The organism is Microbulbifer echini (assembly GCF_041447225.1).
GTDB classification, from domain to species: domain Bacteria; phylum Pseudomonadota; class Gammaproteobacteria; order Pseudomonadales; family Cellvibrionaceae; genus Microbulbifer; species Microbulbifer echini.
Genome location: NZ_JBGMEL010000002.1, coordinates 40570 through 63914, shown reverse-complemented (window position 1 = coordinate 63914; position 23345 = coordinate 40570). Strand labels below are relative to the sequence as shown.

The 23345-nt window shown below is 55.2% G+C and carries 18 protein-coding genes; 15 read left to right on the top strand and 3 right to left on the bottom strand.

The window, feature by feature from the left end:
* The first annotated feature begins 2 nt into the window (after positions 1-2).
* The 8 genes from fmt to ACCI51_RS02340 all read left to right on the top strand — a co-directional run bounded on the left by fmt (position 3) and on the right by ACCI51_RS02340 (position 9509).
* The gene (gene fmt, locus ACCI51_RS02375) at positions 3-950 is read left to right on the top strand and encodes a methionyl-tRNA formyltransferase (RefSeq protein WP_371842472.1); all 948 of its coding nucleotides are present in this window, start codon (positions 3-5) and stop codon (positions 948-950) included.
* A gap of 2 nt (positions 951-952) precedes the next feature.
* Positions 953-2260: a 16S rRNA (cytosine(967)-C(5))-methyltransferase RsmB gene (gene rsmB, locus ACCI51_RS02370; RefSeq protein ID WP_371842471.1), complete on the top strand. Its 1308-nt coding sequence runs from the start codon at positions 953-955 to the stop codon at positions 2258-2260.
* Between the two features lie 34 nt (positions 2261-2294).
* Complete coding sequence (gene trkA / locus ACCI51_RS02365) at positions 2295-3680, top strand: Trk system potassium transporter TrkA (RefSeq protein WP_299583850.1); 1386 nt, start codon at positions 2295-2297, stop codon at positions 3678-3680.
* An 85-nt stretch (positions 3681-3765) separates the two neighbouring features.
* Positions 3766-5217, top strand: a complete 1452-nt coding sequence (locus ACCI51_RS02360) for a TrkH family potassium uptake protein (RefSeq protein ID WP_371842470.1) — start codon at positions 3766-3768, stop codon at positions 5215-5217.
* Positions 5218-5320: 103 nt separating this feature from the next.
* Entirely contained in the window at positions 5321-6355 is a 1035-nt protein-coding gene (locus ACCI51_RS02355) for an efflux RND transporter periplasmic adaptor subunit (protein WP_299583856.1), read from the top strand.
* Between the two features lie 50 nt (positions 6356-6405).
* A complete protein-coding gene (locus tag ACCI51_RS02350) occupies positions 6406-7101 on the top strand; it encodes an ABC transporter ATP-binding protein (protein ID WP_299583859.1) in 696 nt (231 codons plus the stop codon).
* Complete coding sequence (locus tag ACCI51_RS02345; RefSeq protein WP_371842469.1) at positions 7098-8255, top strand: ABC transporter permease; 1158 nt, start codon at positions 7098-7100, stop codon at positions 8253-8255. The genes ACCI51_RS02350 and ACCI51_RS02345 overlap by 4 nt, the downstream gene beginning before the upstream one ends.
* 66 nt (positions 8256-8321) lie before the next feature.
* A complete protein-coding gene (locus tag ACCI51_RS02340) occupies positions 8322-9509 on the top strand; it encodes an ABC transporter permease (RefSeq protein ID WP_371842468.1) in 1188 nt (395 codons plus the stop codon).
* A 64-nt stretch (positions 9510-9573) separates the two neighbouring features.
* Here ACCI51_RS02340 and ACCI51_RS02335 read toward each other — a convergent pair whose 3' ends face one another.
* On the bottom strand, positions 9574-10461 hold the full coding sequence (locus ACCI51_RS02335; RefSeq protein ID WP_371842467.1) for a lysophospholipid acyltransferase family protein: 888 nt from the start codon (positions 10459-10461) through the stop codon (positions 9574-9576).
* A gap of 158 nt (positions 10462-10619) precedes the next feature.
* Here ACCI51_RS02335 and glyQ point away from each other — a divergent pair, with 158 nt between their 5' ends.
* From glyQ to ACCI51_RS02315, 4 genes are all read left to right on the top strand, one after another.
* On the top strand, positions 10620-11576 hold the full coding sequence (gene glyQ, locus ACCI51_RS02330; RefSeq protein WP_371842466.1) for a glycine--tRNA ligase subunit alpha: 957 nt from the start codon (positions 10620-10622) through the stop codon (positions 11574-11576).
* Positions 11576-13657: a glycine--tRNA ligase subunit beta gene (glyS, locus tag ACCI51_RS02325; RefSeq protein ID WP_371842465.1), complete on the top strand. Its 2082-nt coding sequence runs from the start codon at positions 11576-11578 to the stop codon at positions 13655-13657. The genes glyQ and glyS overlap by 1 nt, the downstream gene beginning before the upstream one ends.
* Before the next feature lie 57 nt (positions 13658-13714).
* Positions 13715-14266, top strand: a complete 552-nt coding sequence (gene gmhB, locus ACCI51_RS02320; RefSeq protein ID WP_299583876.1) for a D-glycero-beta-D-manno-heptose 1,7-bisphosphate 7-phosphatase — start codon at positions 13715-13717, stop codon at positions 14264-14266.
* A gap of 305 nt (positions 14267-14571) precedes the next feature.
* Positions 14572-17553: a S8 family serine peptidase gene (locus tag ACCI51_RS02315; RefSeq protein WP_371842464.1), complete on the top strand. Its 2982-nt coding sequence runs from the start codon at positions 14572-14574 to the stop codon at positions 17551-17553.
* A gap of 77 nt (positions 17554-17630) precedes the next feature.
* On the opposite strand, the gene ACCI51_RS02310 is transcribed toward ACCI51_RS02315, so the two are convergent.
* Complete coding sequence (locus ACCI51_RS02310) at positions 17631-18905, bottom strand: serine hydrolase domain-containing protein (RefSeq protein WP_299583882.1); 1275 nt, start codon at positions 18903-18905, stop codon at positions 17631-17633.
* 348 nt (positions 18906-19253) lie between these two features.
* Complete coding sequence (locus ACCI51_RS02305; protein ID WP_371842462.1) at positions 19254-20240, bottom strand: GlxA family transcriptional regulator; 987 nt, start codon at positions 20238-20240, stop codon at positions 19254-19256.
* Between the two features lie 403 nt (positions 20241-20643).
* Between ACCI51_RS02305 and ACCI51_RS02300 the strand changes: the two genes are divergently transcribed.
* The 3 genes from ACCI51_RS02300 (at position 20644) to ACCI51_RS02290 (ending at position 23296) form a co-directional block, all read left to right on the top strand.
* On the top strand, positions 20644-21819 hold the full coding sequence (locus ACCI51_RS02300) for a class I SAM-dependent rRNA methyltransferase (protein ID WP_299583888.1): 1176 nt from the start codon (positions 20644-20646) through the stop codon (positions 21817-21819).
* 215 nt (positions 21820-22034) lie between these two features.
* On the top strand, positions 22035-22478 hold the full coding sequence (locus ACCI51_RS02295) for a GNAT family N-acetyltransferase (RefSeq protein WP_299583891.1): 444 nt from the start codon (positions 22035-22037) through the stop codon (positions 22476-22478).
* Positions 22479-22615: 137 nt separating this feature from the next.
* Positions 22616-23296, top strand: coding sequence for a phosphoadenosine phosphosulfate reductase domain-containing protein (locus tag ACCI51_RS02290; RefSeq protein ID WP_299583893.1), 681 nt, complete (start codon positions 22616-22618; stop codon positions 23294-23296).
* The last annotated feature ends 49 nt before the right edge of the window (positions 23297-23345 follow it).

The following is a 23345-nucleotide window of genomic DNA, read 5'->3' as shown; positions in this document are numbered from 1 at the left end:
CAGTGAATATCATCTTTGCCGGCACGCCGGACTTTGCCGCCGTGCATCTGCAGGCGCTGCTCGACAGCGAGCACAATGTCATCGCCGTTTACACCCAGCCAGACAGGCCTGCGGGACGCGGCAAGAAATTACTGGCAAGCCCGGTGAAGCAGCTGGCGCAAGCGCAACAAATCCCGGTGTATCAACCCCAGAGCCTGCGCGATGAAAATGCCCAGGCAGAACTGGCCGCATTGGGAGCGGACATTATGGTGGTTGTAGCCTACGGCCTAATCCTGCCCCAAGCGGTACTGGACACCCCGCGATTGGGGTGTATCAACGTGCACGCCTCCCTTCTACCGCGCTGGCGCGGCGCGGCGCCCATCCAGCGTGCAGTCGAGGCTGGCGACAGCGAGAGCGGTGTGGCCATCATGCAAATGGAGGCCGGCCTGGATACCGGCCCGGTATTGGTGGAACGACGCTGTCCGATTGCGGTGACCGAAACCGGTGGCAGCCTGCACGATAAGCTGGCGGAGCTGGGCGGCCCCGCCCTGATCCAAGCCCTGGCGCAACTGGCCGCAGACTCGGCTAAACCTGAGAGCCAGGATAACGCCCAGGCCAACTACGCCAACAAAATCACGAAAGAAGAGGCCCGAATCGATTGGCAGCGTCCGGCACAAGAGCTGCACCGCCAGATCCGCGCCTTTAACCCCTTCCCGGTAAGTTGGAGCACCTACCCGGATAAGAAAGGCGAACAGCGCCTGCGCATATACAGCGCCACCCTGGAAAACGGCTGTCACAGCGACAACCCCGGCACTATTCTCGCCTGCGACGACGAGGGCATTCTCGTCGCCTGTGGCCGCGAGGCCCTGCGCCTGCAGTTAATTCAGCTGCCCGGAAAGAAAGCGCTGCCCGCCGCAGAAATTTTAAAAGGTTACCGGGCGCTATTCGCGCCCGGCACACAACTGGGATAAGCATGAGTAGAGATGTACGCGCCGAGGCGGCCAGGGTGGTCGCCAGCCTGTTGAATGGACGGGGATCACTGTCGAGACTGCTGCCCCAGGCAGAAGAGAAAGTCGAAGAGCGCGACCGCGCCCTGCTGCGCGAGCTTTGCTACGGCTGTGCCCGCACCGCCCCGCGCCTGCAGCTAACCGCGGCCAAACTACTGCGCAAAGCCCCCGGCGACACTCAGGTCAGCGCGCTGATCCTGCTCGGCTTATACCAGCTGGAATACACCCGCATTCCCGATCACGCGGCGATCTCCGCCACGGTCAACGCCGCCCGCAGTCTTAAACTGGACCGCACCACTGGCCTGATCAACGGCGTGCTGCGCAACGCCCTGCGCGACAGCGAGCGCCTGCAGCGCAAGCTCTCAGGTAACCCTCAATTCAGTTCCATGCACCCGGCGTGGCTACAACAGAAAATCAAGGCCGCCTGGCCAACCCAGGCGGGGGACATCTTCCGCGCCAACAACACCAACCCGCCCATGACCCTGAGGGTGAATAGCGCGAAGATTTCCCGTGACGACTACCTGCAGCAGCTCGATGAGACTGGCCTGTCGGCCGAGCCCTGTACCCTCTCACCGGTGGGCGTTACCTTACTTGAAGCGGTCCCTGTCGGTATTCTGCCCGGTTTTACCGATGGCTTGGTCAGTGTGCAGGACGAGTCGGCCCAACTGGCGGCAATATTGCTCGCAGCGGAAAGTGGCGATCGGGTACTCGATGCCTGCGCCGCGCCGGGGGGCAAGAGCTGCCACCTGCTGGAACAACAGTCTTCGATCGAATTGAGTGCCCTCGATATTGAAGAACTACGTCTCGACCGGGTGCAGGAAAATCTCGAGCGGTGCGGTCTCTCCGCGCAATTGATCTGCGCCGACGCAGCCACACCGGATGCCTGGTGGGATGGACAACAATACGAGCGCATCCTGCTCGACGCGCCCTGCTCCGCGACCGGAGTGATCCGCCGCAACCCAGATATCAAATTGCTGCGCCGCGCCGAAGATATCACCGAGCTGGCGAAACTACAGGGGAAACTATTGCGTACCCTCTGGCCACTGCTCAAACCCGGTGGCAGTCTCCTTTATGCCACTTGTTCGGTGCTCCCGGCTGAAAATAACGAAGTCGTTGCGGCCTTCATTGCGGAGACCGAGGATGCGAGCGACAATACACCCGAACTGCTGCACGGAAAGCCCTGGGGCGAGAAACAGGCTGCGGGTATGCAACTATTGCCCCAGAGTCTTGGCGGTGACGGTTTCTACTACGCTCTGCTCAGCAAAGCCGAATAAATAACAGCAGCGCTAGCCGCGAGTCTCATCCGATATGAAAATTGTCATTCTCGGCGCCGGCCAGGTGGGCGGCTCACTGGCGGAGGCTCTGGCCTCCGAGCGCAATGATATTGTCCTGGTGGACAGCGACGAAAAAACCCTGCGTGAATTGCGCGATCGCATCGATATCGGCGTGGTCAACGGACACGCCTCTCACCCCGATGTGCTGATGGATGCCGGCATCGAAGATGCCGATATCCTGGTGGCAGTGACCAATAACGATGAAACCAACATGGCGGCCTGCCAGATTGCGCACTCCCTGTTTCGCGTTCCCACCAAGATTGCGCGCGTGCGCGCCGCTTCTTATCTGCAATACCCGCAGTTGTTTGACAACCAGGCCATACCCATCGATGTATTGATCAGTCCCGAGCAGCTGGTCTCCGAATATATCGCGCGTCTGATGGAGCATCCGGGTGCCCTACAGGTACTGGATTTTGCCTCCGGCCGGGTGCAGCTGGTCACCGTGCTGGCGGTACAAGGCGGCCCGCTCGTGGGACACCAGCTGCGCTATTTGCGCGAACACATGCCCAAGGTGGATACCCGTGTGGCGGCCATCTACCGTCGCAATCGCCCGATTATTCCCCAGGGAGATACCGTGATCGAGGCCGGTGATGAGGTTTTCTTCATCGCCGCACGCGCCGATATCCGCGCGGTGATGAGCGAATTGCGCCGCCTGGAACACGGCTACAAACGCGTGATCATCGCCGGCGGTGGCAATATTGGCCTGCGTCTGGCCACCAAGCTGGAGAACCGTTACTCGGTCAAAATTATCGAGCAGAGCCACGAGCGCTGTGTGTTTTTATCCGAGGAACTGTCGCACACCATCATCCTGCACGGCAGTGCCTCGGACCAGGAGCTGTTACTCGAGGAGAATATCGAGGACACCGATGTATTCCTCGCCCTTACCAACGACGATGAAGCTAATATCATGTCATCGCTGCTGGCCAAGCGCCTCGGCGCTCGCAAAGTGATGACCCTGATCAATAACCGCGCCTACGTGGATTTGGTACAGGGCGGTGAGATCGATATCGCCATTTCTCCCCAACAAAATACCATCGGCAGCCTGCTCACCCACGTGCGTCGCGGCGATATGGTCAATGTACACTCCCTGCGCCGCGGCGCAGCCGAGGCCATTGAGGTGGTCGCCCACGGCGATGAGCGCACTTCCAAAGTGGTCGGGCGCAAGATCGAAGATATCGATCTGCCCGAGGGTGCCTCTATCGGTGCCATCGTGCGCGAGACCGTAAACGGCAGTGAAGTTTTAATGGCACACGACGATGTCATTGTACAGAGCGACGATCACGTGATTGTATTCCTAGTGGATCGCCGCCAGACCCGCCACGTGGAACAATTGTTCCAGGTTGGCTTCGGCTTTTTTTAGTGTCGAAGTTTTATTGAGTCATCCGGCGATCACTACCTCCGCCGTCCATATAAAGTAACAACAGATAACAGGCTGACAGGCGTCAATGCGAATTGCGGTAATTGCGCGAGTTTTTGGAATTCTCCTCACGGTGTTCAGCCTGACACTGCTGCCGCCGATCGGCGTGTCCCTGTGGTATGAAGACAATACCCACAGCGCCTTTGTTATCGCTTTTGTCATTACCTTGGTGACCGGCTTGTTTATGTGGTTGCCGGTGCACGACCTGCGACAAGATCTACGCACCCGTGACGGTTTTGTGGTGACCTCACTGTTCTGGCTAATTCTCGGCAGTTTTGGTGCCCTGCCTTTTATTATCAGCCCGCTGCCGGACCTGAGTATTACCGATTCTATTTTTGAATCTATTTCCGGACTGACCACCACTGGCGCCACGGTGATTACCGGCCTGGACACCCTCCCCCCGGCCATTCTCTACTACCGACAGCAGTTGCAGTGGTTTGGTGGCATCGGCGTAATTGTGATCGCCCTGGCGATCCTGCCCATGCTCGGTATTGGTGGTATGCAGCTGTACAAGGCGGAAATTCCCGGCCCAGTCAAAGACACCAAATTAACTCCGCGTATCACCGAGACAGCACGCGCACTGATCGTGATCTACGTGATTCTCACCATACTGTGCGGCATCGGCTATTGGTGGGCGGGCATGACGGTTTTCGACGCTGTGGGCCACGCCTTTTCCACCGTGGCCAATGGCGGCTTTTCCACCCACGATGCCAGTATGGGCTTCTATGCCCACAACCGCGCCATTATGGTGATCTGTATCATTTTTATGTTCACCGCGGCAATCAACTTTGGCCTGCATTTTTACGCCTTCCGCAACAAAACTCTCAAGCATTACTGGCGCGATTCGGAATTTCGTTTTTATGTGATGTTGATTCTTGGGGCCGGGCTGTTAATCAGCTGTTACCTTTGGATCTTAAATATTTTCTCCCCGGGCAATAGCCTGCTACACGGCTTTTTTCAGGTGGTTTCTATCAGCACCACCGCCGGTTTCGCCTCCGAAAATTTTTCCGCCTGGCCGGTTTTTCTGCCCTATGTTTTATTGCTGCTGGGTATCCTCGGTGCCTGTGCCGGTTCTACGTCCGGAGGAATCAAGGCCGTACGCGGAATGTTGATTATGAAATCCGGTATGCGCGAACTAAATCGCCTGGTGCATGCCAACGCAGTAATTCCTATCAAGCTCAACCGCAAGATAGTGCCAGACCGAGTTACCGATGCGGTGTGGGGCTTTTTCGCTGTCTATGTTCTGTCGTTTTTTATCCTCTCCATTATCGTCATCGCCACCGGCGAAGATTTTGTCACCTCCGTTACCACGGTGGCTTCGTGCCTGAGTAACATCGGCCCGGCCCTCGGCGACGCCGCCTCACACTACGGCTCGGTCAATGAAGTGGCCAAGTGGTTTCTCATCCTCGCCATGCTGATGGGGCGCCTGGAAATTTTCACCTTGCTGGTGTTGCTGACCCCGGCTTTTTGGCGCCACTAAACAAGCGGCGCCGGATGAAGTGATATCGAATAGCAATATTGTTAGTTTCTGCCACAGTTGTTCTTTATAGGAAATAAACAGGCCCTTATAAGAATGTGGCTGTATGAGCAGAAACACCAGTGAGCTGCTCGGTCAGTTAAAAATTGACCGGGATACGGCGCCCGATACACCTTCATCGACCCGAAAAATCCTGTTGGCAACTTCTGCCGGCGCCCTCGCTGGCCTGCTTGTGGGGTTTTTTGGCGCCTCCCTATTGGCCGATGATCAACCCGCTATCGTGCCCACAGCCGCTCATGCCCACAATGCCGTGCCCGCCACCGCCTCTACACGAACGCGTTCGAATCGGGAGACGGTACTAAATGCGTCCGGTTATATCACCGCACGGCGTATGGCCACGGTGTCTGCCGAAGTGATGGGGCTGATCAGCAGTGTGGATGTTGAGGAGGGCATGCAGGTACACGAAGGTCAGGTTTTAGCCCGCCTCGATGACGCCAAGGCTAAGGTCAGCCTCGACTTCGCCCTCGCGCAGATTCACGTATTGCAAGCCCAACAAGCCAGCATCAGCGCAAAGCTGAAAGAGGCCGAGCGACAGTACCGGCGATTTGCCGGGCTGCGCGATAAAAATTATTCCAGCAAAGCCCAACTGACACAGAGCGAAGCCAATGCCGAAGGGCTGCGCGCGGATTTAAACAGCGCCAAGGCGAATATCGAAGTGGCTAAACTGGAAGCCCGGCGTCAGCGTGAGCGCTTGGAAGACCACACGATTCGCGCTCCATTTGCCGGCATCGTTACTCAGAAAAATGCGCAGCCGGGGGAAATTGTCGCGCCCAGTTCCGCCGGCGGCGGTTTTACCCGCACCGGTATCTGCACCATCGTGGATATGAACTCCCTGGAAATTGAAGTGGATGTCAATGAGGCGTTTATCGGCCGCGTCTCCACCGGGCAAAGGGTAAATGCCAATCTGGACGCCTACCCACAGTGGGATATTCCAGCCACAGTAGTGGCGATTATTCCTACCGCTGATCGCGCCAAGGCCACCGTACGCGTGCGTATCGGCATCAATGAAAAAGACCCGCGCATCCTTCCGGATATGGGTGTAAAGGTTGGCTTTCTGGCCGCGGAGGAAGTGGCTCTCTAACGGCACAGGCTGCAACAAAAAGCTTTTAATTTTAAAAGAGGAAATTGCCGATGTCAGAGGATGTGTTATTTCAATTAAAGCATGTCAGTAAAGGGTTCGTTAAAGGTAAAGAAAAAATTTCAATTTTTGACGACCTGAATATGAGTATTGAACGCGGAGATTTTGTCGCCATTATGGGGCCATCCGGTTCCGGTAAAACCACCCTGCTCAATATGCTCGGCGGTGTTGACCAACCCACTGGTGGAGAAATCTGGTTTGACGGAACACGTATCGACTCCCTCAGCGAGAGCGCCCTGACCCGCTGGCGCGCTGAGAATATCGGCTTTATTTTCCAGTTTTACAACCTGATGCCAATGCTCAATGCCCAGCGCAATGTAGAACTGCCTCTACTACTCACTAAACTGTCCAAAGCGCAGCGCCGTAAAAATGTGGAAACCGCACTCGCTCTAGTGGGGCTGAGTGATCGCGCCAAACATATGTCCAGTGAAATGTCGGGAGGCCAGCAGCAGCGCGTAGCCATCGCTCGGGCTATTGTTTCCGACCCCAAGCTGATTTTGTGCGATGAACCAACCGGTGATCTGGACCGCGGCACTGCCGATGAAATCCTGGAAATGCTGCAGCTACTCAATCGCGATCACGGCAAAACTATTGTCATGGTGACCCATGATCCCGCCGCAGCCAAATATGCAAAACGCACCCTGCATCTCGACAAGGGACAATTTGTGCAAAGGGAAATTGTGGCATGAACGACCTCTATTTAATTTATAAAAATATGACGAGGAAACCTCTACGTTTATTTCTCACCTGTTTTGCGATTTTTATCGCCTTCTTGATTTTTGGGGCTGTCACCAGCTTAAAGACCGCGCTGAACTCCAGCGTGGCGTTATCGGCCGATAATCGCCTAGTGGTCTTCAATCGAATTAATTTTACTCAGTCCCTGCCCATCGCCTACTTCGAAAAAGTGGCCGCTGTCGAAGGGGTGGAGGATGTGACTCATCTAAACTGGTTCGGCGGTTATTTCCAGGAGCCGAGCCGGCAAATCGTCACACTGGCCGTAGACCCGGAATCCTACCTGCGGGTTTACCAGGAAATTGTTATTCCCGAGAATCAGAAACAGGCGTGGCTGAACAACCGTCAGGGCGCTTTGGTCGGCGAAAAGCTCGCCCAAATTTATGGCTGGAAGGTTGGCGATAGGATTCCCATTTCCTCGAATATTTTTACTCATAAAGACGGGGGCTATACCTGGGAATTTGAGGTCTCTGGAATTTTCAAAGGCGATACAGAACAGTACGATACCCGCCAAATGCTGATTCATTATAAATATTTTATGGAAACCCAAACATTTGGCGACGACTGGATCGGCTGGATGGCACTAACCACCAAGGACCCATCTCTCAATGAAAAAGTGGCAAAAACTATCGATGACAATTTTGCCAACTCACAGAGTGAAACCGATACGAGCACGGAAAAATCTTTTAATAAAGCGTTTATCGAGCAAATAGGCAATATCGGTCTGATTATTTTTTCGGTGGTTTTTACCGCTTTTTTCACCATATTAATTGTTGTCGGAAACACCATGGCCCTGGCTGTGCGCGAGCGAACCGGGGAAATTGCCGTGTTAAAAACCCTCGGGTTTTCCAGTCAGCGCATTTTTCGCATGGTGCTGTCGGAATCCCTATTAATTGCCCTGATCGGCGGCCTCTCCGGTTTAGCGGCCGCCTGGCTTTTGGTGGAAGGCGTAAAAACGTTCCTCGCCAGATTTCTACCCAACCTGATTCTCGATAGTCATATCGCGGTGCAGGCACTGCTCTATATGTTGTTACTTGGACTCATCACCGGCTTATTACCGGCCTTTAATGCACTGCGCCTAAATATTGTTTCGGCATTTAATCGTCAATAGTCAATATTCTTAGCGCCGCTCTGATTGTTGAAGAGCCGCCTATAACGCCCACGTGGAGGAAAACGAATGGGCTCTCTAATTGCACAAATTCTGTCTGTCACCCTAATGAATCTGGGCAGTCTGCGCCGACGTCTGTGGATGTCACTGGCCATGGTATTGGCCTCGGCAGTGGTGGTGGCAATATTGCTCGCCTTTCTCGCTATGGCCAAAGGCTTCGAAGAAACTATGCGTGGCGCCGGCTCCAGCCAGATCGCTATCCTGATGCGCGAGGGCTCCTCCAGTGAACTCAGTTCGGCCATCCTGCAGGATCAGGTCAATCTGATCTCCGAGTCTGCCGGTATTGCCCGCTCGGCCAATGGCCCGCTGATCTCACCGGAACTCTATGTGATTGTCGACGGCATTAAAAAATCCACTGGCACCGAGGCCAATATTCCCCTGCGTGGTCTCAATAAAACCGGTATGGCCATGCGCACCAACATGCGCTTAGTGAAAGGCCGTATGTTTACCCCCGGTACCAATGAAATGATTGTTGGCGAGGGGGTACTACGGGAGTTCAGTGGTTTCGAAATTGGCAAAGAAGTGCGCTTTGGTAAAAACCTGTGGACTGTTGTGGGGGTTTTTTCCACAGGCGGCAATATTTTTGAGAGCGAGTTGTGGGCGGATATCAAGATCATTCAGAGCCACTACAACCGCGGCAGCAGTTATCAGTCGATTAGGCTGCAACTAGACAATGACGGCGGACTCGGGTCAATCAAGGAGACCATTGCGCGGGAGCCCCGTCTGAATCTAGAGGCCCAAAGCGAGCGTGAATATTTTGCCAGCCAAGGCAAGCAATTGCAGTATATCGCCACCTTCGGCTGGGTTATCAGCGCGGTGATGGCACTCGGCGCACTCGCCGGGGCGCTCAACACCATGTACACCTCAGTAGCGGATCGCGCCAAAGAAATCGCCACCCTGCGCGCGCTCGGCTTCAGTAATTTCTCGGCCTTTTGCGGCACAATCGCCGAAGCCATGGTCCTGGCGGTAGCCGGCGGGCTGCTCGGCTCACTAGCCGCCTATCTGTTCTTCGACGGCCTCAACACCTCCACCCTCGGTGGTAGTTTTACCCAGGTGGTGTTCCGCTTTGAAATGTCGCCGGACCTGTTTCTGCAGGGCGCCATACTGGCGCTGGCCATCGGTTTTATCAGTGGTTTTTTCCCCGCCTGGCGCGCCGCGCGTATGCCGGTCATCGTGGCCTTTCGCCACGCGGCATAAGAAAACCGGGGTTAAAAACAAGCGGAGTTAAACGAGGCCGGGCCAGGGCCGCTATTCAGCGGCTCTATTTTTGTTTTCGATAAATTTTGCTTTTGCCTTCCGGCTGTTTGCGAAAGCGTTTGTATTCCCACTGATACTGCTCTGGTGCGGCGGCAATACAGGCCTCCACGCCGCGATTCATCGCCGCCAGGGAGACCTTCTGTTCCCCGCTGTAAATCGCTTTCTCCGCCGGCAGCAAAACCAACTCAAAACCACCCTCAACCCGTTTGCCAAAACCAAACACCACATGACAGTTGGTGCGCTGTAGCAGGTTGTGGGCGAGAGTCATAGTCAGTGCCGGACGGCCGAAGAAGGGGGCGAAATCCCCGCCCATATCCGGTTCCTGATCCGGCAGCACCATGGCGATATGACCGGCTTTCAAGCATTTGAGCAGGGAGCGCACACCGTGAATATTGGTGGGTACCATCTTGGCCCCGGTTTTTTCTCGGCCACTGCGGATTACCGGGTCCAGCGCGGGAATTTTCGGCGGCTGGTACAAAGCCATCGAAGGCCCTAGAGACGCCAGGTACATTCCAAACACTTCCCAGTTACCGGTATGTGGCATTAACACCAGAGTGCCGCGCCCCTGCGCCTCGCCCAGGCTCAATAACTGCTGGTTACGCACCCGCACGATCGTATTTTCAATGGTGGGCCAGCTGTGGTGCCAAATACTGGCCATCTCAAAGCCGGTCATGGCCGTACTCACCACACTGTCGCGAGCGAGCTGTTCGCGCTGCTTTTCCGCCATCGCCGGATAACACAACTGCAGATTAATTCTGCTCAGACGCAGCCCCTCTGTGCGAAACAATACAGCCAGCTTGCCAGCCAGGCGCCCGAGACGTCGCGACCACGGCAGCGGCAGCCTGCCAATCAGTTTCAGCGCACTCGCAGCCAGGTACCCCTTAATATCCAAAGCAACAACTTCCTCTACAAAATGCCGCAAATTCGCGGACCTGAGGCCAAGTATGGCGATTCAAATCGTGTGGCGCGGCCACAGCGCTTTAAGCGCGGGAGCCGCTGCCGCTATAATTGCGCCCTTTGCCCACAGCAGATACTGATCCGGAGATAGCGGTGTCCAAGCAATACGATCTCAGTACCTTCCAGGGACTTATTTTTGCCCTGCAGGATTATTGGGCGCGCCAAGGGTGCGTCATTCTACAGCCTCTGGATATGGAAGTGGGGGCCGGCACCTTTCATCCGGCGACCTTCCTCCGCGCCATAGGCCCAGAAAAGTGGAACGCGGCCTATGTGCAGCCCTGCCGCCGTCCCACCGATGGCCGCTATGGCGAGAACCCCAACCGCCTACAGCACTACTACCAATACCAGGTGGTAATGAAGCCCTCGCCGGACAATATCCAGGAATTGTACCTCGACAGCCTGCGCGCCATGGGCGTGGACCCCAGCATTCACGATATCCGCTTTGTTGAGGATAACTGGGAGTCCCCAACTCTGGGGGCCTGGGGCCTGGGCTGGGAGGTCTGGCTGAACGGTATGGAAGTCACCCAGTTCACCTATTTCCAGCAGGTGGGCGGCATCGAGTGTTATCCGGTTACCGGTGAGATCACCTATGGCCTGGAGCGCATCGCCATGTACCTGCAGGGCGTCGAGTCCATTTACGACCTGGTATGGACCCGCAACCCGGATGGCAGCCCCGTCACCTACGGCGACGTTTTCCACCAGAACGAAGTGGAGATGTCCCGCTACAACTTTGAGCACGCCGATGTGGAGTTCCTGTTCGCCACCTTCGATCACTGCGAGCGCGAAAGCACCCGCCTGATCGAGCTGGGCCTGCCGCTGCCCGCTTACGAACAGGTGATGAAAGCTTCCCACGCCTTTAACCTGCTGGATGCACGTCACGCCATCTCGGTCACCGAGCGCCAGCGCTATATCCTGCGCGTACGCACCCTGGCCCGCGCCGTGGCACAGGCCTACTACGATGCGCGCCGCGCTCTGGGCTTCCCCCTGGCGGATGAGGCACTGCGTGCAGATATTTTGGCGGAAGACATCGAGCAAGAGGAGAACCAGTAATGGCTCAGGATTTTCTGGTAGAGCTGGGCACCGAAGAGCTGCCACCCAAAGCGTTGCACAAATTGATGAGCGCGTTTGCCGATGGTATTACCCAGGGACTGAAAGGTGCCGAACTGTCCTTTGGCGAAGTCAAAGCCTACGCCGCACCCCGCCGCCTGGCGGTGGCCGTTTTTGGCCTGGCAGACAAACAGCAGGACAAACAAATTGAAAAGCTGGGCCCGGCCGTCAAAGCCGCCTTCGACAAAGAGGGCAAGCCCAGTAAAGCCGCCGAAGGCTTCGCCCGCAGCAATGGCGTAACCGTTGAACAGCTGGGACGCAAAGACACCGACAAGGGTGAACGCCTGGCCTTTATCAGCGAACAAAAAGGTGCGGAAACCGAATCCCTACTGGCTGGCATTGTCGAGAAAGCACTGGCCCAGTTGCCCATCCCCAAACGCATGCGCTGGGGCGCCCGCCGCGAGGAATTCGTGCGCCCGGTCCACTGGCTGGTCATGCTGTTTGGCAACAAAGTGGTAAATGGTGAAGTGCTCGGTTTGAAAGCCGGTAACACCAGCCGTGGCCACCGCTTCCACTGCAACCGCGAACTGGAAATCCACTCCGCCCACGACTACGCCCAGGTACTGCGCGAGCCCGGCTACGTAATGGCCGACTTTGCCGAACGCCGCGAAGTGATTCGCGCCCAAGTGATCGCCGAGGCCAACAACGTCAACGGCGAAGCGGTGATCGACGACGGCCTGCTCGACGAAGTTACCGCTCTGGTGGAATGGCCCGTTGCCCTCACCGGCCGTTTTGAGGAACGCTTTCTGGAAGTGCCCGCGGAAGCCCTGATCTCCTCCATGAAGGAGCACCAGAAGTATTTCCACGTAGTGGATGAAGACGGCCAACTGCTGCCCTTCTTTATCACCGTTTCCAATATCGAGAGTCAGGATGCCGCCCAGGTCATCCATGGCAACGAACGGGTTATTCGCCCGCGCCTGGCCGATGCCGCCTTCTTCTTCGAGACCGACAAGAAGATCAGCCTGGAATCGCGACGTGAAAAGTTACGTCAAATTGTCTTCCAACAGCATTTGGGCAGCGTCTACGACAAGACCGAGCGGGTTGCCGCCCTGGCGCGCACTATCGCCGAGAAAACGGGCCGTAACGGTGACTGGGCGGAGCGCGCTGGCCGCCTGTGCAAGTCGGATTTGGTCACCGAAATGGTGTTCGAGTTTGCCGATATGCAGGGCATCGCCGGCTACTACTATGCGGAAAACGACGGTGAGCCACTGGATGTTGCCAAAGCCATGTATGAACAGTACATGCCCAAGTTTGCCGGCGATGAACTGCCCGTCAGCGACACCGGTACTATGATCGCACTCGCAGATCGCCTGGATACTCTGGTCGGTATCTTCGGTATCGGACAACCGCCCAGCGGCTCCCGCGACCCCTTTGCCCTGCGCCGTGCCAGCCTGGGTATTATCCGTATTCTGGTCGAGAAGCGTCTCGACCTGGACCTGCGCGAACTGCTGGAACTGGCCCGCGACAACTACCCGCGCACCGCCTTAGGCGAGTACGACAAGGTGGTAGAACAGACCCTGCACTATGTACTGGAGCGCTTCCGTGCGCGCTACGAGGACCAGGGCATTGCCACAGAAGTCTTTATGGCGGTTGCGGCGCGCAAGCTGTCGCGCCCACTGGATATCGACAACCGTGTGCACGCGGTGAACGCCTTTAACCAATTGCCCGAATCCGGCGCCCTGGCTGCGGCCAACAAGCGCGTCTCCAATATTCTCGCCAAGCTGGATACCACCGTACCCAGCCGTGTCGACGAGTCTCTGTTACAGGAAGAGGCAGAGAAGGCGCTGTTCGCCGCCGTACAGGTGGCCCGCTCCGAAGTGGAGCCTCTGTACAGCGATGCGCTGTTCGCCGAAGGTCTCGCCGGTTTGGCGGGACTGCGCGAAACGGTGGATAACTTCTTCGACCACGTAATGGTGATGAGCGACGACGAGCAACTGCGCAGCAACCGCCTAGCCCTATTGGCCCAGCTGCGCGCGCTGTTCCTTGAAGTTGCCGACATTTCCCTGCTGGTACCGGCCAAGTAAATGCCGGCAGCGCCGGGGCCTATGCCCCGGCGCACCTTTCAATGGGGAGAGTTTCCTATGGCTATTATCATTCTTGGGCGCGATGGGGTAATCAACGAAAATCCCAGCGGAGGCGTTAAATCCATTGCCGACTGGCACCCCCTACCCGGTAGCATCGAGGCGATGGTGCAGCTCAGCCGCGCCGGCTACCAACTGGTCATTGCCACCAATCAGAGCGGCCTAGCGCTAGGCCAGTTCGATCTGGATGACCTGGAAGAAATTCACGCCAGAATGCGCTCCCAAGTAGAGGATGGCGGCGGCGAAATCGCCGCTATTTTCTATTGTCCCCACGGCCCGCAAGACAATTGCCGCTGCCGTAAACCCCAGGCAGGCTTGCTCGATGCTATCGAAGCGGAGTTCGATACCAGCCTACACGGCGGCTACCTGTTGGGGGACAAGTTGGCCGATCTAGAGCTGGCCCTGGTGAAAGGGTGTAAACCGGTGCTGGTCAAAACTGGCGCGGGCGAAGACACATTGCGTCAACTGGTTGAAAGCCCAAATCCGCGCCTGGCAGAAACCGCGGTATTTGATGACTTGGCCCACTTCAGTCAATTCCTGGCAGACCACTAGCTTTCACTGTCGCAGCAATGCTGCGACTGCATCCCCTCTCTCCCCCTAGCAGACATTTGTGACTTACATTTTTTTCTGAATCGCCAGTTTGCAAAAATGGCGCAATAAAATGACATTCGCGCCAATTCATTGAGTCCTGCGACACATTCCTTTAAAAGCGAATGACGGGCTGGATAGGTTTATCGCTTTGAAAGCGAGATCTGCCAAATCACGGATGGCTAGTTGGGTGTAAGTGATGATAAAAAAAGCTCACTTTACCTCCCATGTTTTCCCGCCAGTAAGAAATATAAAAATGGGATCTCTCAATGAAAAGAAAAATAATTGCCTCGCTCATTGCAGGCCTGCTCACTTCGGGCAGTAGCTTTGCAGCAGCGGTTGCGGACACCCTCGTCCCGGATATCGAAAAACGCAAAAAAGTCTTTATCGTGCAGCTCGATGGCGAGCCTCTGGCGTCCTATAGCGGCACCTTTGCGAGCCCCTCCGCTAGAAAATCTACGGTACGGCACAAGCTGGACCCGCGCAGCAGCAGCTACCGCCACTACGCGGACTTTCTGAAAACCCGCCGCGAGCGGGTACTTTCCGCGGTCCCCAGCGCGCGAAAAGTCCACGATTACAAGGCCGCCTTTAATGGCTTCGCCGCAATCATGAGTGAAAAAGAAGCCGAAGCGCTGCGCAGTCACAAGGATGTGAAAGGTGTCTGGGAGGATCAGCTGCTTAAGATGCACACCGATTCCACCGCTGATTTTCTCGGCCTGACTCATACTCCCAGCCCCTGGCTATGGGGCATCACCGGTGAGGATGTCGTGGTAGGCGTGATCGACTCCGGTATCCACCCGGAGCACCCGAGCCTTGTCGACAGGCCCACACCGCGACAAGGGAATCGCGGAGCCGATATTCCCTACGGCCCGGTGCCTGAATCTTTTATTGGAGAGGGCTGTGAATTTGGTAACACAGAATTTAATCCCGATGACATCGCCTTTACCTGTAATAACAAGCTGATCAAGGCCAAATCATTTTCCGACGCCTTCCTCACCAACAAGACCCTGGCAGATTACGAATTTTTGTCCGCACGGGATGCGGATGGACACGGCACCCACACCGCCACTACCGCTGCGGGTAATTACGGCGTGATCACCCCGGATGGTGACACCCTTACCGGCATGGCACCGCGTGCCCGTGTAGCCGCCTACAAAGTCTGCTGGGACGCCCCGGACCCGGATGACAGCGGCTGTTCCTCGGCAGATTCCATGGCGGCCATTGATGAGGCCGTGGCAGACGGTGTGGATGTGATTAACTACTCGGTCGGTGGTTCCAGCACCGTGTTCACCGGTGCCGACGAAATGGCCTTCCTCTTCGCCGCCGATGCCGGCGTATTTGTCGCCACTTCCGCCGGTAATGATGGCCCCGCCCCACAGACCATGGGAACCCCTTCCGGCGTCCCCTGGATTACCGCTGTAGCGGCGGCTGAGGACGACCAGAGTTTTGGCACCGCCCTGCAGGTGGATGCGCCGGAAGCCGTTGCCGGTACCTACCAGGGCCGCGAGGGCAACGGCCCCGTCTCCCTGGAGGACAGCGGCCTGCTGTCGGGACCGGTGGTGTTGGGCGCCCCCCTGGAAGCCTGCTCCGAACTCACCAACGCCGATGCCCTGGAGGGCAAGATCGCCCTGGTGAAGCGCGGTGGCTGTTCCTTTAGCGAAAAATACAACAACGCGGCCGCTGCCGGCGCCGTGGCTATTGTGGTGTACAACGACGGTACCGCCGTGGACCGCATGGACCCCATAGCGATGTCGGCACCAGACACCTCAATCCCAGGGATCATGATCCGCTATCTCGATGGCGCACTGCTTGCCGAGAGTAACGGTGTTAGCGGTATCCTCGATCCTGAGTTGAAAATCTCTCGCGAGGACCGCATCGCCAGCTTCTCCTCCCGCGGTCACAACGTCGGCGCACCGGATATCATCAAACCGGATGTGGCGGCGCCCGGTGTGGGAATCCTCGCGGGTACCTCCCCAGTACTCAGTGGCGGCAGCCTGTTCGGCGCCAAGAGTGGCACCTCCATGGCCAGTCCCCACGTGGCCGGCATTATGGCCCTGTTAAAACAAGCGCATCCGGACTGGAGCCCAGCAATGGCAAAATCTGCGCTGATGAGCACGGCGCGCACCGACCTGCAAAAAACATTCGGTCCGCTCAGTGCAGATCCGTTTGATATCGGCGCCGGCGCGATTGTGCCCTCCGCCGCCTTCAATCCGGGCCTGGTCTACGATGCCGAATTCAACGATTACCTGGCATTCCTCTGCGGTGCTGAAAATCAGCCGCAAATTCTCGAGGCCACCACTTGCCAGGGACTGGCTTCCGCAGGTTACTCCCTCGATTCCAGCGACCTCAACCTGCCTTCCATAGGCATCGGCGAACTGGTCGGCACGCAGACCATCAAGCGGCGCGTCACCAGTGTGGGCCGCGGTCAGAGATGGTACTGGGCCTCCGTCAATGCGCCGGCGGGTGTTGAGGTCAGTGTAAATCCCAAGACCCTGCGCCTGAGAGAGGGCGATAGTGCCGAATTCGAGGTCACCTTCACGGTTACCGACGAGGCCGCCATGAATGAGTGGGTATTCGGGGATTTAACCTGGAAAACGGTCGGTATGCGCCAGGGGGTACGGAGCCCCATCGCTCTGCGCCCGGTACCGCTATCCACATCCAAGCTAATAAATAGCAGTGGCTCCGATGGCGCTCTCGATCTCGCGGTGCAGTTTGGCTACAGCGGCGATTATCAAGTGGGAATCCAGGGCCTGGCTGAAGGCACAGCGTCCGCAGGCAGTGTGGAAGACGGTGAAAACCAATTGATTTACTTCGACATTCCAGAGGGCACAGAGCTCGCCCGTGTAGCCCTGTTTGATGCCGATGTGGGCGATGGCAACGGCGGCGATGATCTGGACCTGCAAGTCTACGGACCGGGCCCAGACTTCCCACAGGTGGGTACCAGTGGTTCCCCGACCTCCGCCGAGTCGGTCGATCTGGTCAACCCCGCTGCCGGCCAGTACGCGGTATTTGTGGTGGACTACGCCTCCGCGGAAGGTCCCACGCCATTTACCCTGTTTAACTTCAACCTGAGCGGCGACAACGGCAATGCCCTGTTGACCGCCCCTGCTCAGGCGCAGATGAACAGTACCGGCAATATCAACCTGGAATGGATGGGGCTCGCACCCAGTAGCCGCGCCCTGGGAATCCTTAGCCATGGTAACGGTGAACGGGTATTTGCCGAAACCGAGATTATGATAAACACCCAGTAGAAATTCATTCTCTACCAGTTGGTGGGGAGAATCCTGCTTTTATAAGCCGGCCAAGACGTAAAGTTTGGCCGGTTTTTTTATTCACAACCCAACGCGTTTTGCTCCTTGATGAAGGCAGCGGCAATGTCCATAGAGACACGGCCAAAATCCCAAAAAACTTTCGTTTTACGATTGATATTTACGGCCACTGACAGGCCATGATCCGGCATAACCATCAGCCAACTCTGACTGCCGCGGCTGACTCCGCCATGATTGGCATATTGCAATAGCCCTACACCTGGAATATCTTGATTACGGTAGCGCCAGCCCAATGCATAGCCCTGCATATTCACCTCACCATTAGCGAGTTTTTGTGGAGTCCAAAAAATTTCCCGAATCTCAGGAGTGAGGTAATTATCGTCGAGATAACGGGCACCGAACTTTGCCAGGTCGCTGGGCGTAGAGATAAAACCACCCCCTGGCAGGCGATGACTTAAATCCACCGGTCGCCATTCGCGTAGACGAAGTTCATCCCCAGATAAATGATTGCTCTTGTAGAATTTAGCAATATTGCGCTGCATATCTCCATTTATCGGCGAGATATCAGTACTTGTCATAGAAGCGGGAGAAAAAACCTCTTCCTTCATCAACTGCAAATAACTTTTCTGCTCGGCCCCAGCCAAAACCGCGCCAAGAAGAACTGTACCCAGGGTGCTGTAGTAAAACTCAGTACCCGGTTTAAAAAGCAATTCACTACCATCAAAAATCCCCAAGGCCTGATACATACTCTCGTAATGATTTTTTAATGCCAGGGTCTCGTATAACCCGAGCCAATCCGAGTTTTTTTTGTAGTGCGGTAAACCCGACGTATGAGAGGCTAACTGGCGCGGAGTTATCGCCGCCCATTCCGGATTGGGCAATGGATCCAGATAATTTGCTATCGACTTATCAAGCTCAATACTCCCTTTTTGTACCAGTCGCGCCAGGGCTGTTCCGGTCAATGCCTTGGAAGTACTGCCAATACGAAAGCGCGTCTCGGTGGAAACAGGGATTTTCTCCTCTAAATCCGCCCAACCGGATGCCCCAGCCCAGACAAGCTTGCCACAAGCCGAAACAGCCGCAGAAATTGCCGGAGCGCCGATCTCCTTGCGATGGTTTTCAATTGCAATCAGCGACTGCTCTGCCGCAGCCTGCCGTTCTCTATCGTAAAGCACCTGTGTCGACGGTGCTTTAGTCGATAGGACCTGCCAACCAAAGGGACTGAGCGGCAAGGCGTCTAGTGACCAGGCATAAAACTGATAAACAGGCCATAGCAAATAACCAACACCAGCCAAAAGGGTAATGCCACCGAATAAAATTTTTTTTCGAATCATGGTTTCTCTATAGAAGCTACTGAAAGTAGGTGCTTTGGAAAGGCACAGAATTTAAGTACCCCATGGAGGATACTGTCACTCATAACACAGCTCCGACGAATACTGACAAGACAGAGCCCATAACATACAGGAAAAGGCCAAAATAAATAATGACTGCCAGATCAATATTTTTTATTGCCAAAAAAGATACGCATTTCATCACTTCAAATTTGGTACTTTTAGAGTGGTTGGGAAAATGATTATCTTTTCTTGAGAAAATTGGATCTGCGGAAAATAGGATACAGTTAATTTAAAGTGAATTTTTTCAGGCGTCTTTTATGTTGGCAATTTTTAATTTTTACATCGACATTAATGAAATCGTCGACGGAACTCACTCGGCAGTATGCCTTTATGCCTGCGAAACGTACGTCGCAACTGCTCTTGGGATTGAAAGCCACATAGACAGGCCACTTTTTCCTGAGAAATATTTTGTTCGGACAGTAATTGGCAGGCCCTCTCCACACGAATACTCTCGACAAAACGCGCCGGAGTTACTCCCAACTCCTTTAAAAAGCAACGGGCAAAGTTACGCGGACTCATAGCAGACTCCTGTGCCAATTTTTCCACCGTCAGCGACTGATCCAGATTTTGATACATCCACTCCACCAACCCAGCAAAGCGGTCACTTTGCAGCTGATCCTTCAAGTGGCGGCTGTATTGCTGCTGCCCACCATCGCGCTTCAGATAAAGCACCATAATTCTGGCGATGGCCAACGCCAAACTGCGGCCGTGATCCTCTTCGACCAAAGCCAGGGCAAGATCAATCCCCGCGGTTATACCAGCGGAGGTGTACATATGCCCATCGCGCACATAAATCGCATCTGGGTCTATCTCAATATTGGTAAACTGGCGCAGCTCATCCACATTTGCCCAGTGTGTGGTCGCTCTGTGGCCATCCAATATCCCGGCATTGGCCAGGATTAAGGCTCCATTGCAAATGGAACCCATCCTCTCAGCCATCTGTTTTTGTTTGTGCAACCAGTCATTGAGGTCCGGTTTGGCGTAAAGTGCCTCATAGGTTCCCGGAGTTCCTCCACTGATCAACAGCGTGTGAATGGCGCTGGCCTCCCGATAACCGGTATCAGCGTACAATTTAATCCCCGACCCCATTTGCACTGGCCCCGGCTTTTCTGCCAATAGCCGAATGGTGTAAGCGTCCGCAATACAGCGCCCCTCCTCACGGAGTAAATGGTTTGCTATCGCGAAAACCTCGAGTGGACCAGTCACATCCAGGCTGGAGGCACCGGGATAGATGAACATAGCGATTTGCAAAGACTGATCCTGTGGGTGATTCATTTAGGGAGAGTTCCACAATGCCAATTTGGCAGAAATAACATATTGATTGGGAATTCTGCCGTTTAATGAGCGCTTTACCAAGCATGTGCACGAATTGTCTCTCTTTTTCTTAACTGTCGTGATTTCTCTTCTAACCGCAAGGTCCTTATATCTTTGCTAGTGACTGCCCACAAACCCCAAACAACCCAGATAGCAGGCTCTCAGCGCGAGCTCATAATTCATTAAAGTTATCCACAATATGATCTGGTATTACCATCTTATCCACACCGGCTCCTTTACTCTGGGAAAATCGTACTAAGTACACCCAGTGATTTTTTGTCCACAGACGATTTAAGCCCTTGACCTACTTATCGAGCCGAGCACAATTGCCCACCGAACAATCCCTGCTTACGGAGACTCCCAATTGGCGGAATTAATACTGAACCGCGGCGCTGAGCGCCGTCTAAAGCGCGGCCACCTGTGGATTTACAGTAATGAGGTGGACACCAAGCGCTCCCCGCTAAAGGGAATGGCTCCAGGCAGCCAATGCCAGATACGCGACAGTCAGGGCAAGCTTCTGGGTACCGCTTTCGTCAACCCCAGTCAACTGATCTGCGCACGCCTGCTAAGCCGCAAAGATAGCTTCACAGAAGTAGACGTTAGTGAACGTTTGCTATCCGCCTTAAAGCAGCGGCAGCGCTATTTTGATCACCCTAGCTACCGTCTGGTTTACGGTGATTCGGATGCCCTACCGGGTCTGGTGGTCGACCGCTTCGGGGATCACCTGGTTGTTCAGGTGAGCAACTGGGGCATGGATCAGTATCAACAGGTGGTTGTGGATAAGTTGATTGAGCTGGTTCAGCCCAAAGGGATTCTTCTACGCAATGACCATCAGGGCCGGGCCATTGAGGGCATGCCACTCGTCAATGAGGTTGTGTACGGAGAGGTGCCTGAACTGGTGCCCTTTGAAGAAAACGGAGTGCCCCTACTGGCCCCAGTCCACCAGGGACAGAAAACCGGCTGGTTCTACGACCATCGCGAGAACCGCCGCCAGCTTAACCGCTGGGTTCAGGAAAAGCGGGTGCTGGATCTTTTCTCCTATGCCGGTGGCTGGGGGATTCAGGCTTTGGCCAACGGCGCCTCGTCTGCAGTCTGTGTGGATGCTTCTCAACAGGCTCTGGACTGGTGCAAAGTCAATGCGGAGCACAATAACTTTTCTGACAGGCTGACCAGCGTTCAAGGCAAAGCACTGGATGTCCTTAAAGCCATGGTATCTGAGAAGGAGAGATTCGATGTCATCGTGCTGGATCCCCCCGCTTTTATCAAAAGACGCAAAGATCATAAAGCCGGTCTCGCCGCCTACCACCATATCAACGAATTGGCTATGCGCTTACTGTCGAGGGATGGCCTGTTAGTGAGTGCTTCCTGCTCCATGCACCTTCAATCTGATGAGTTGGTCGACTGTGTGCGCGGTGCGGCCCATCGATTGGGGCGCCGCGCCTCAATCCTCGCCAGCGGTGGCCAGGGAGCAGACCACCCAGTGCATCCAGCGATACCGGAAACCAATTATCTTAAGGCGCACTTTGTGCACCTGGGCTAATCGATAGCCACCTATGGGTGGGTTATTGGTAAATCCGGGGCCTTTGTCCCGGATTTACCTGTCTCAACCGGTGCTTGACTCAAGGGACCATTAAACAATGGGGATTCTTCTCTGTTCAAATTAGCAAGTATTCACTTACTTTCTATGCTGCGACTTCTAGGAGATAGCTTTCAGTTTGACTAGGATTCGCCCATCTGTTCGAGCCAGGGGCACCTATGTTCAGAGTCGCAAAATGCTCAGACCTGATCAGGATGGAACAGCTCTGGTTGCACGCTGTAGCCAACTCCCACCCCTCACTGCCCCGTCAGTTCTGGCTGAATCACCTCGATGAGTTCCGCAATGATTGTCGTCGCTCCAGTCAGTGTTTGGTGTTCACCAGCCGGCACAGTGCCGTTGCAGAGGCTTTTATCACGCTACTGGATAGGAGAAAGATCGCCCATCTGTGTGTCAGTCCCCTGTTTACTGGCCGTGGGATCGGAACACGGCTAATCGCCGGCGTCTCCAGGGGCAAACCCCAACTGCAGGCCCAGGTATTCCGTGAGAATCTGCGCACCCGCTATTTCTTACAGAGGCACGGTTTTATCGAAACCCGGCGCATTTACAATGCCGAATATGGGCAACACCAAATTCAGATGTCCTGCGACCGTGTTACACCCTAGGCAAATTTCCCTTTCTAAGAGGTCCACGGCTCTACTTATAACTTAAGCTTATTGATTCACTCCTTTTTATTGTTTCTACGTGACAAACTAACCGGGTAGCATGCCTTCCATCCTAGTTTTCGTATGTGCAGATTTTTATGGGACACAACGCCTCCAGCAACACCCTGCAGTCTCTATCCGACCGCGTATTTCATCACGGTGCCGACTTGGCAACCCTGAATCAGGATTTCGCTGGAGCCAAACCCAGTGAGATCATGCGATTCACCACGAAAAACGCCCAAAATCCCGTTGTTTTCACCAACTTCCGCCCCCTCGCGGTGGCCTTTCTGCACCTGGTCACTCGTGCTAAGCCAGATATTCCTGTGATCTGGGTGGATCATGGCTACAACACCCCGGAAACCTACCGCCATATTGAGAATGTGGTGAAGCTGCTGGAGCTGAATCTGCGTACCTACTCGCCCAAGATGTCCGCGGCCCATTACCATGCCGTCCATGGCGGAATACCCCCCCTGGATACTCCCGAGCACGATTTTTTCTCACGTACGGTAAAGTTGGAGCCCTTCAACCGCGCCATGCAGGAATTGCAGCCGGATGTCTGGCTAAACGGCATCCGCCACGACCAGAATGCGCACCGTAAGAATTTGGATATTTTTACTCAGGGCAACCACGGCACGATCCGTGTCGCACCAATGTTCCACCTGCGAGAGATCGATGTGGAGGAGTACGTGTACGAAAACGATTTGCCCGATAACGATGTGTATTTTGACCCGACCAAGGGTGAAGAGCATCGTGAGTGTGGATTGTTACTGGAAAAATAATACCGGCGATTTTTCCAGTAACAAATAGCAATCAACTAACGGCTAGCCG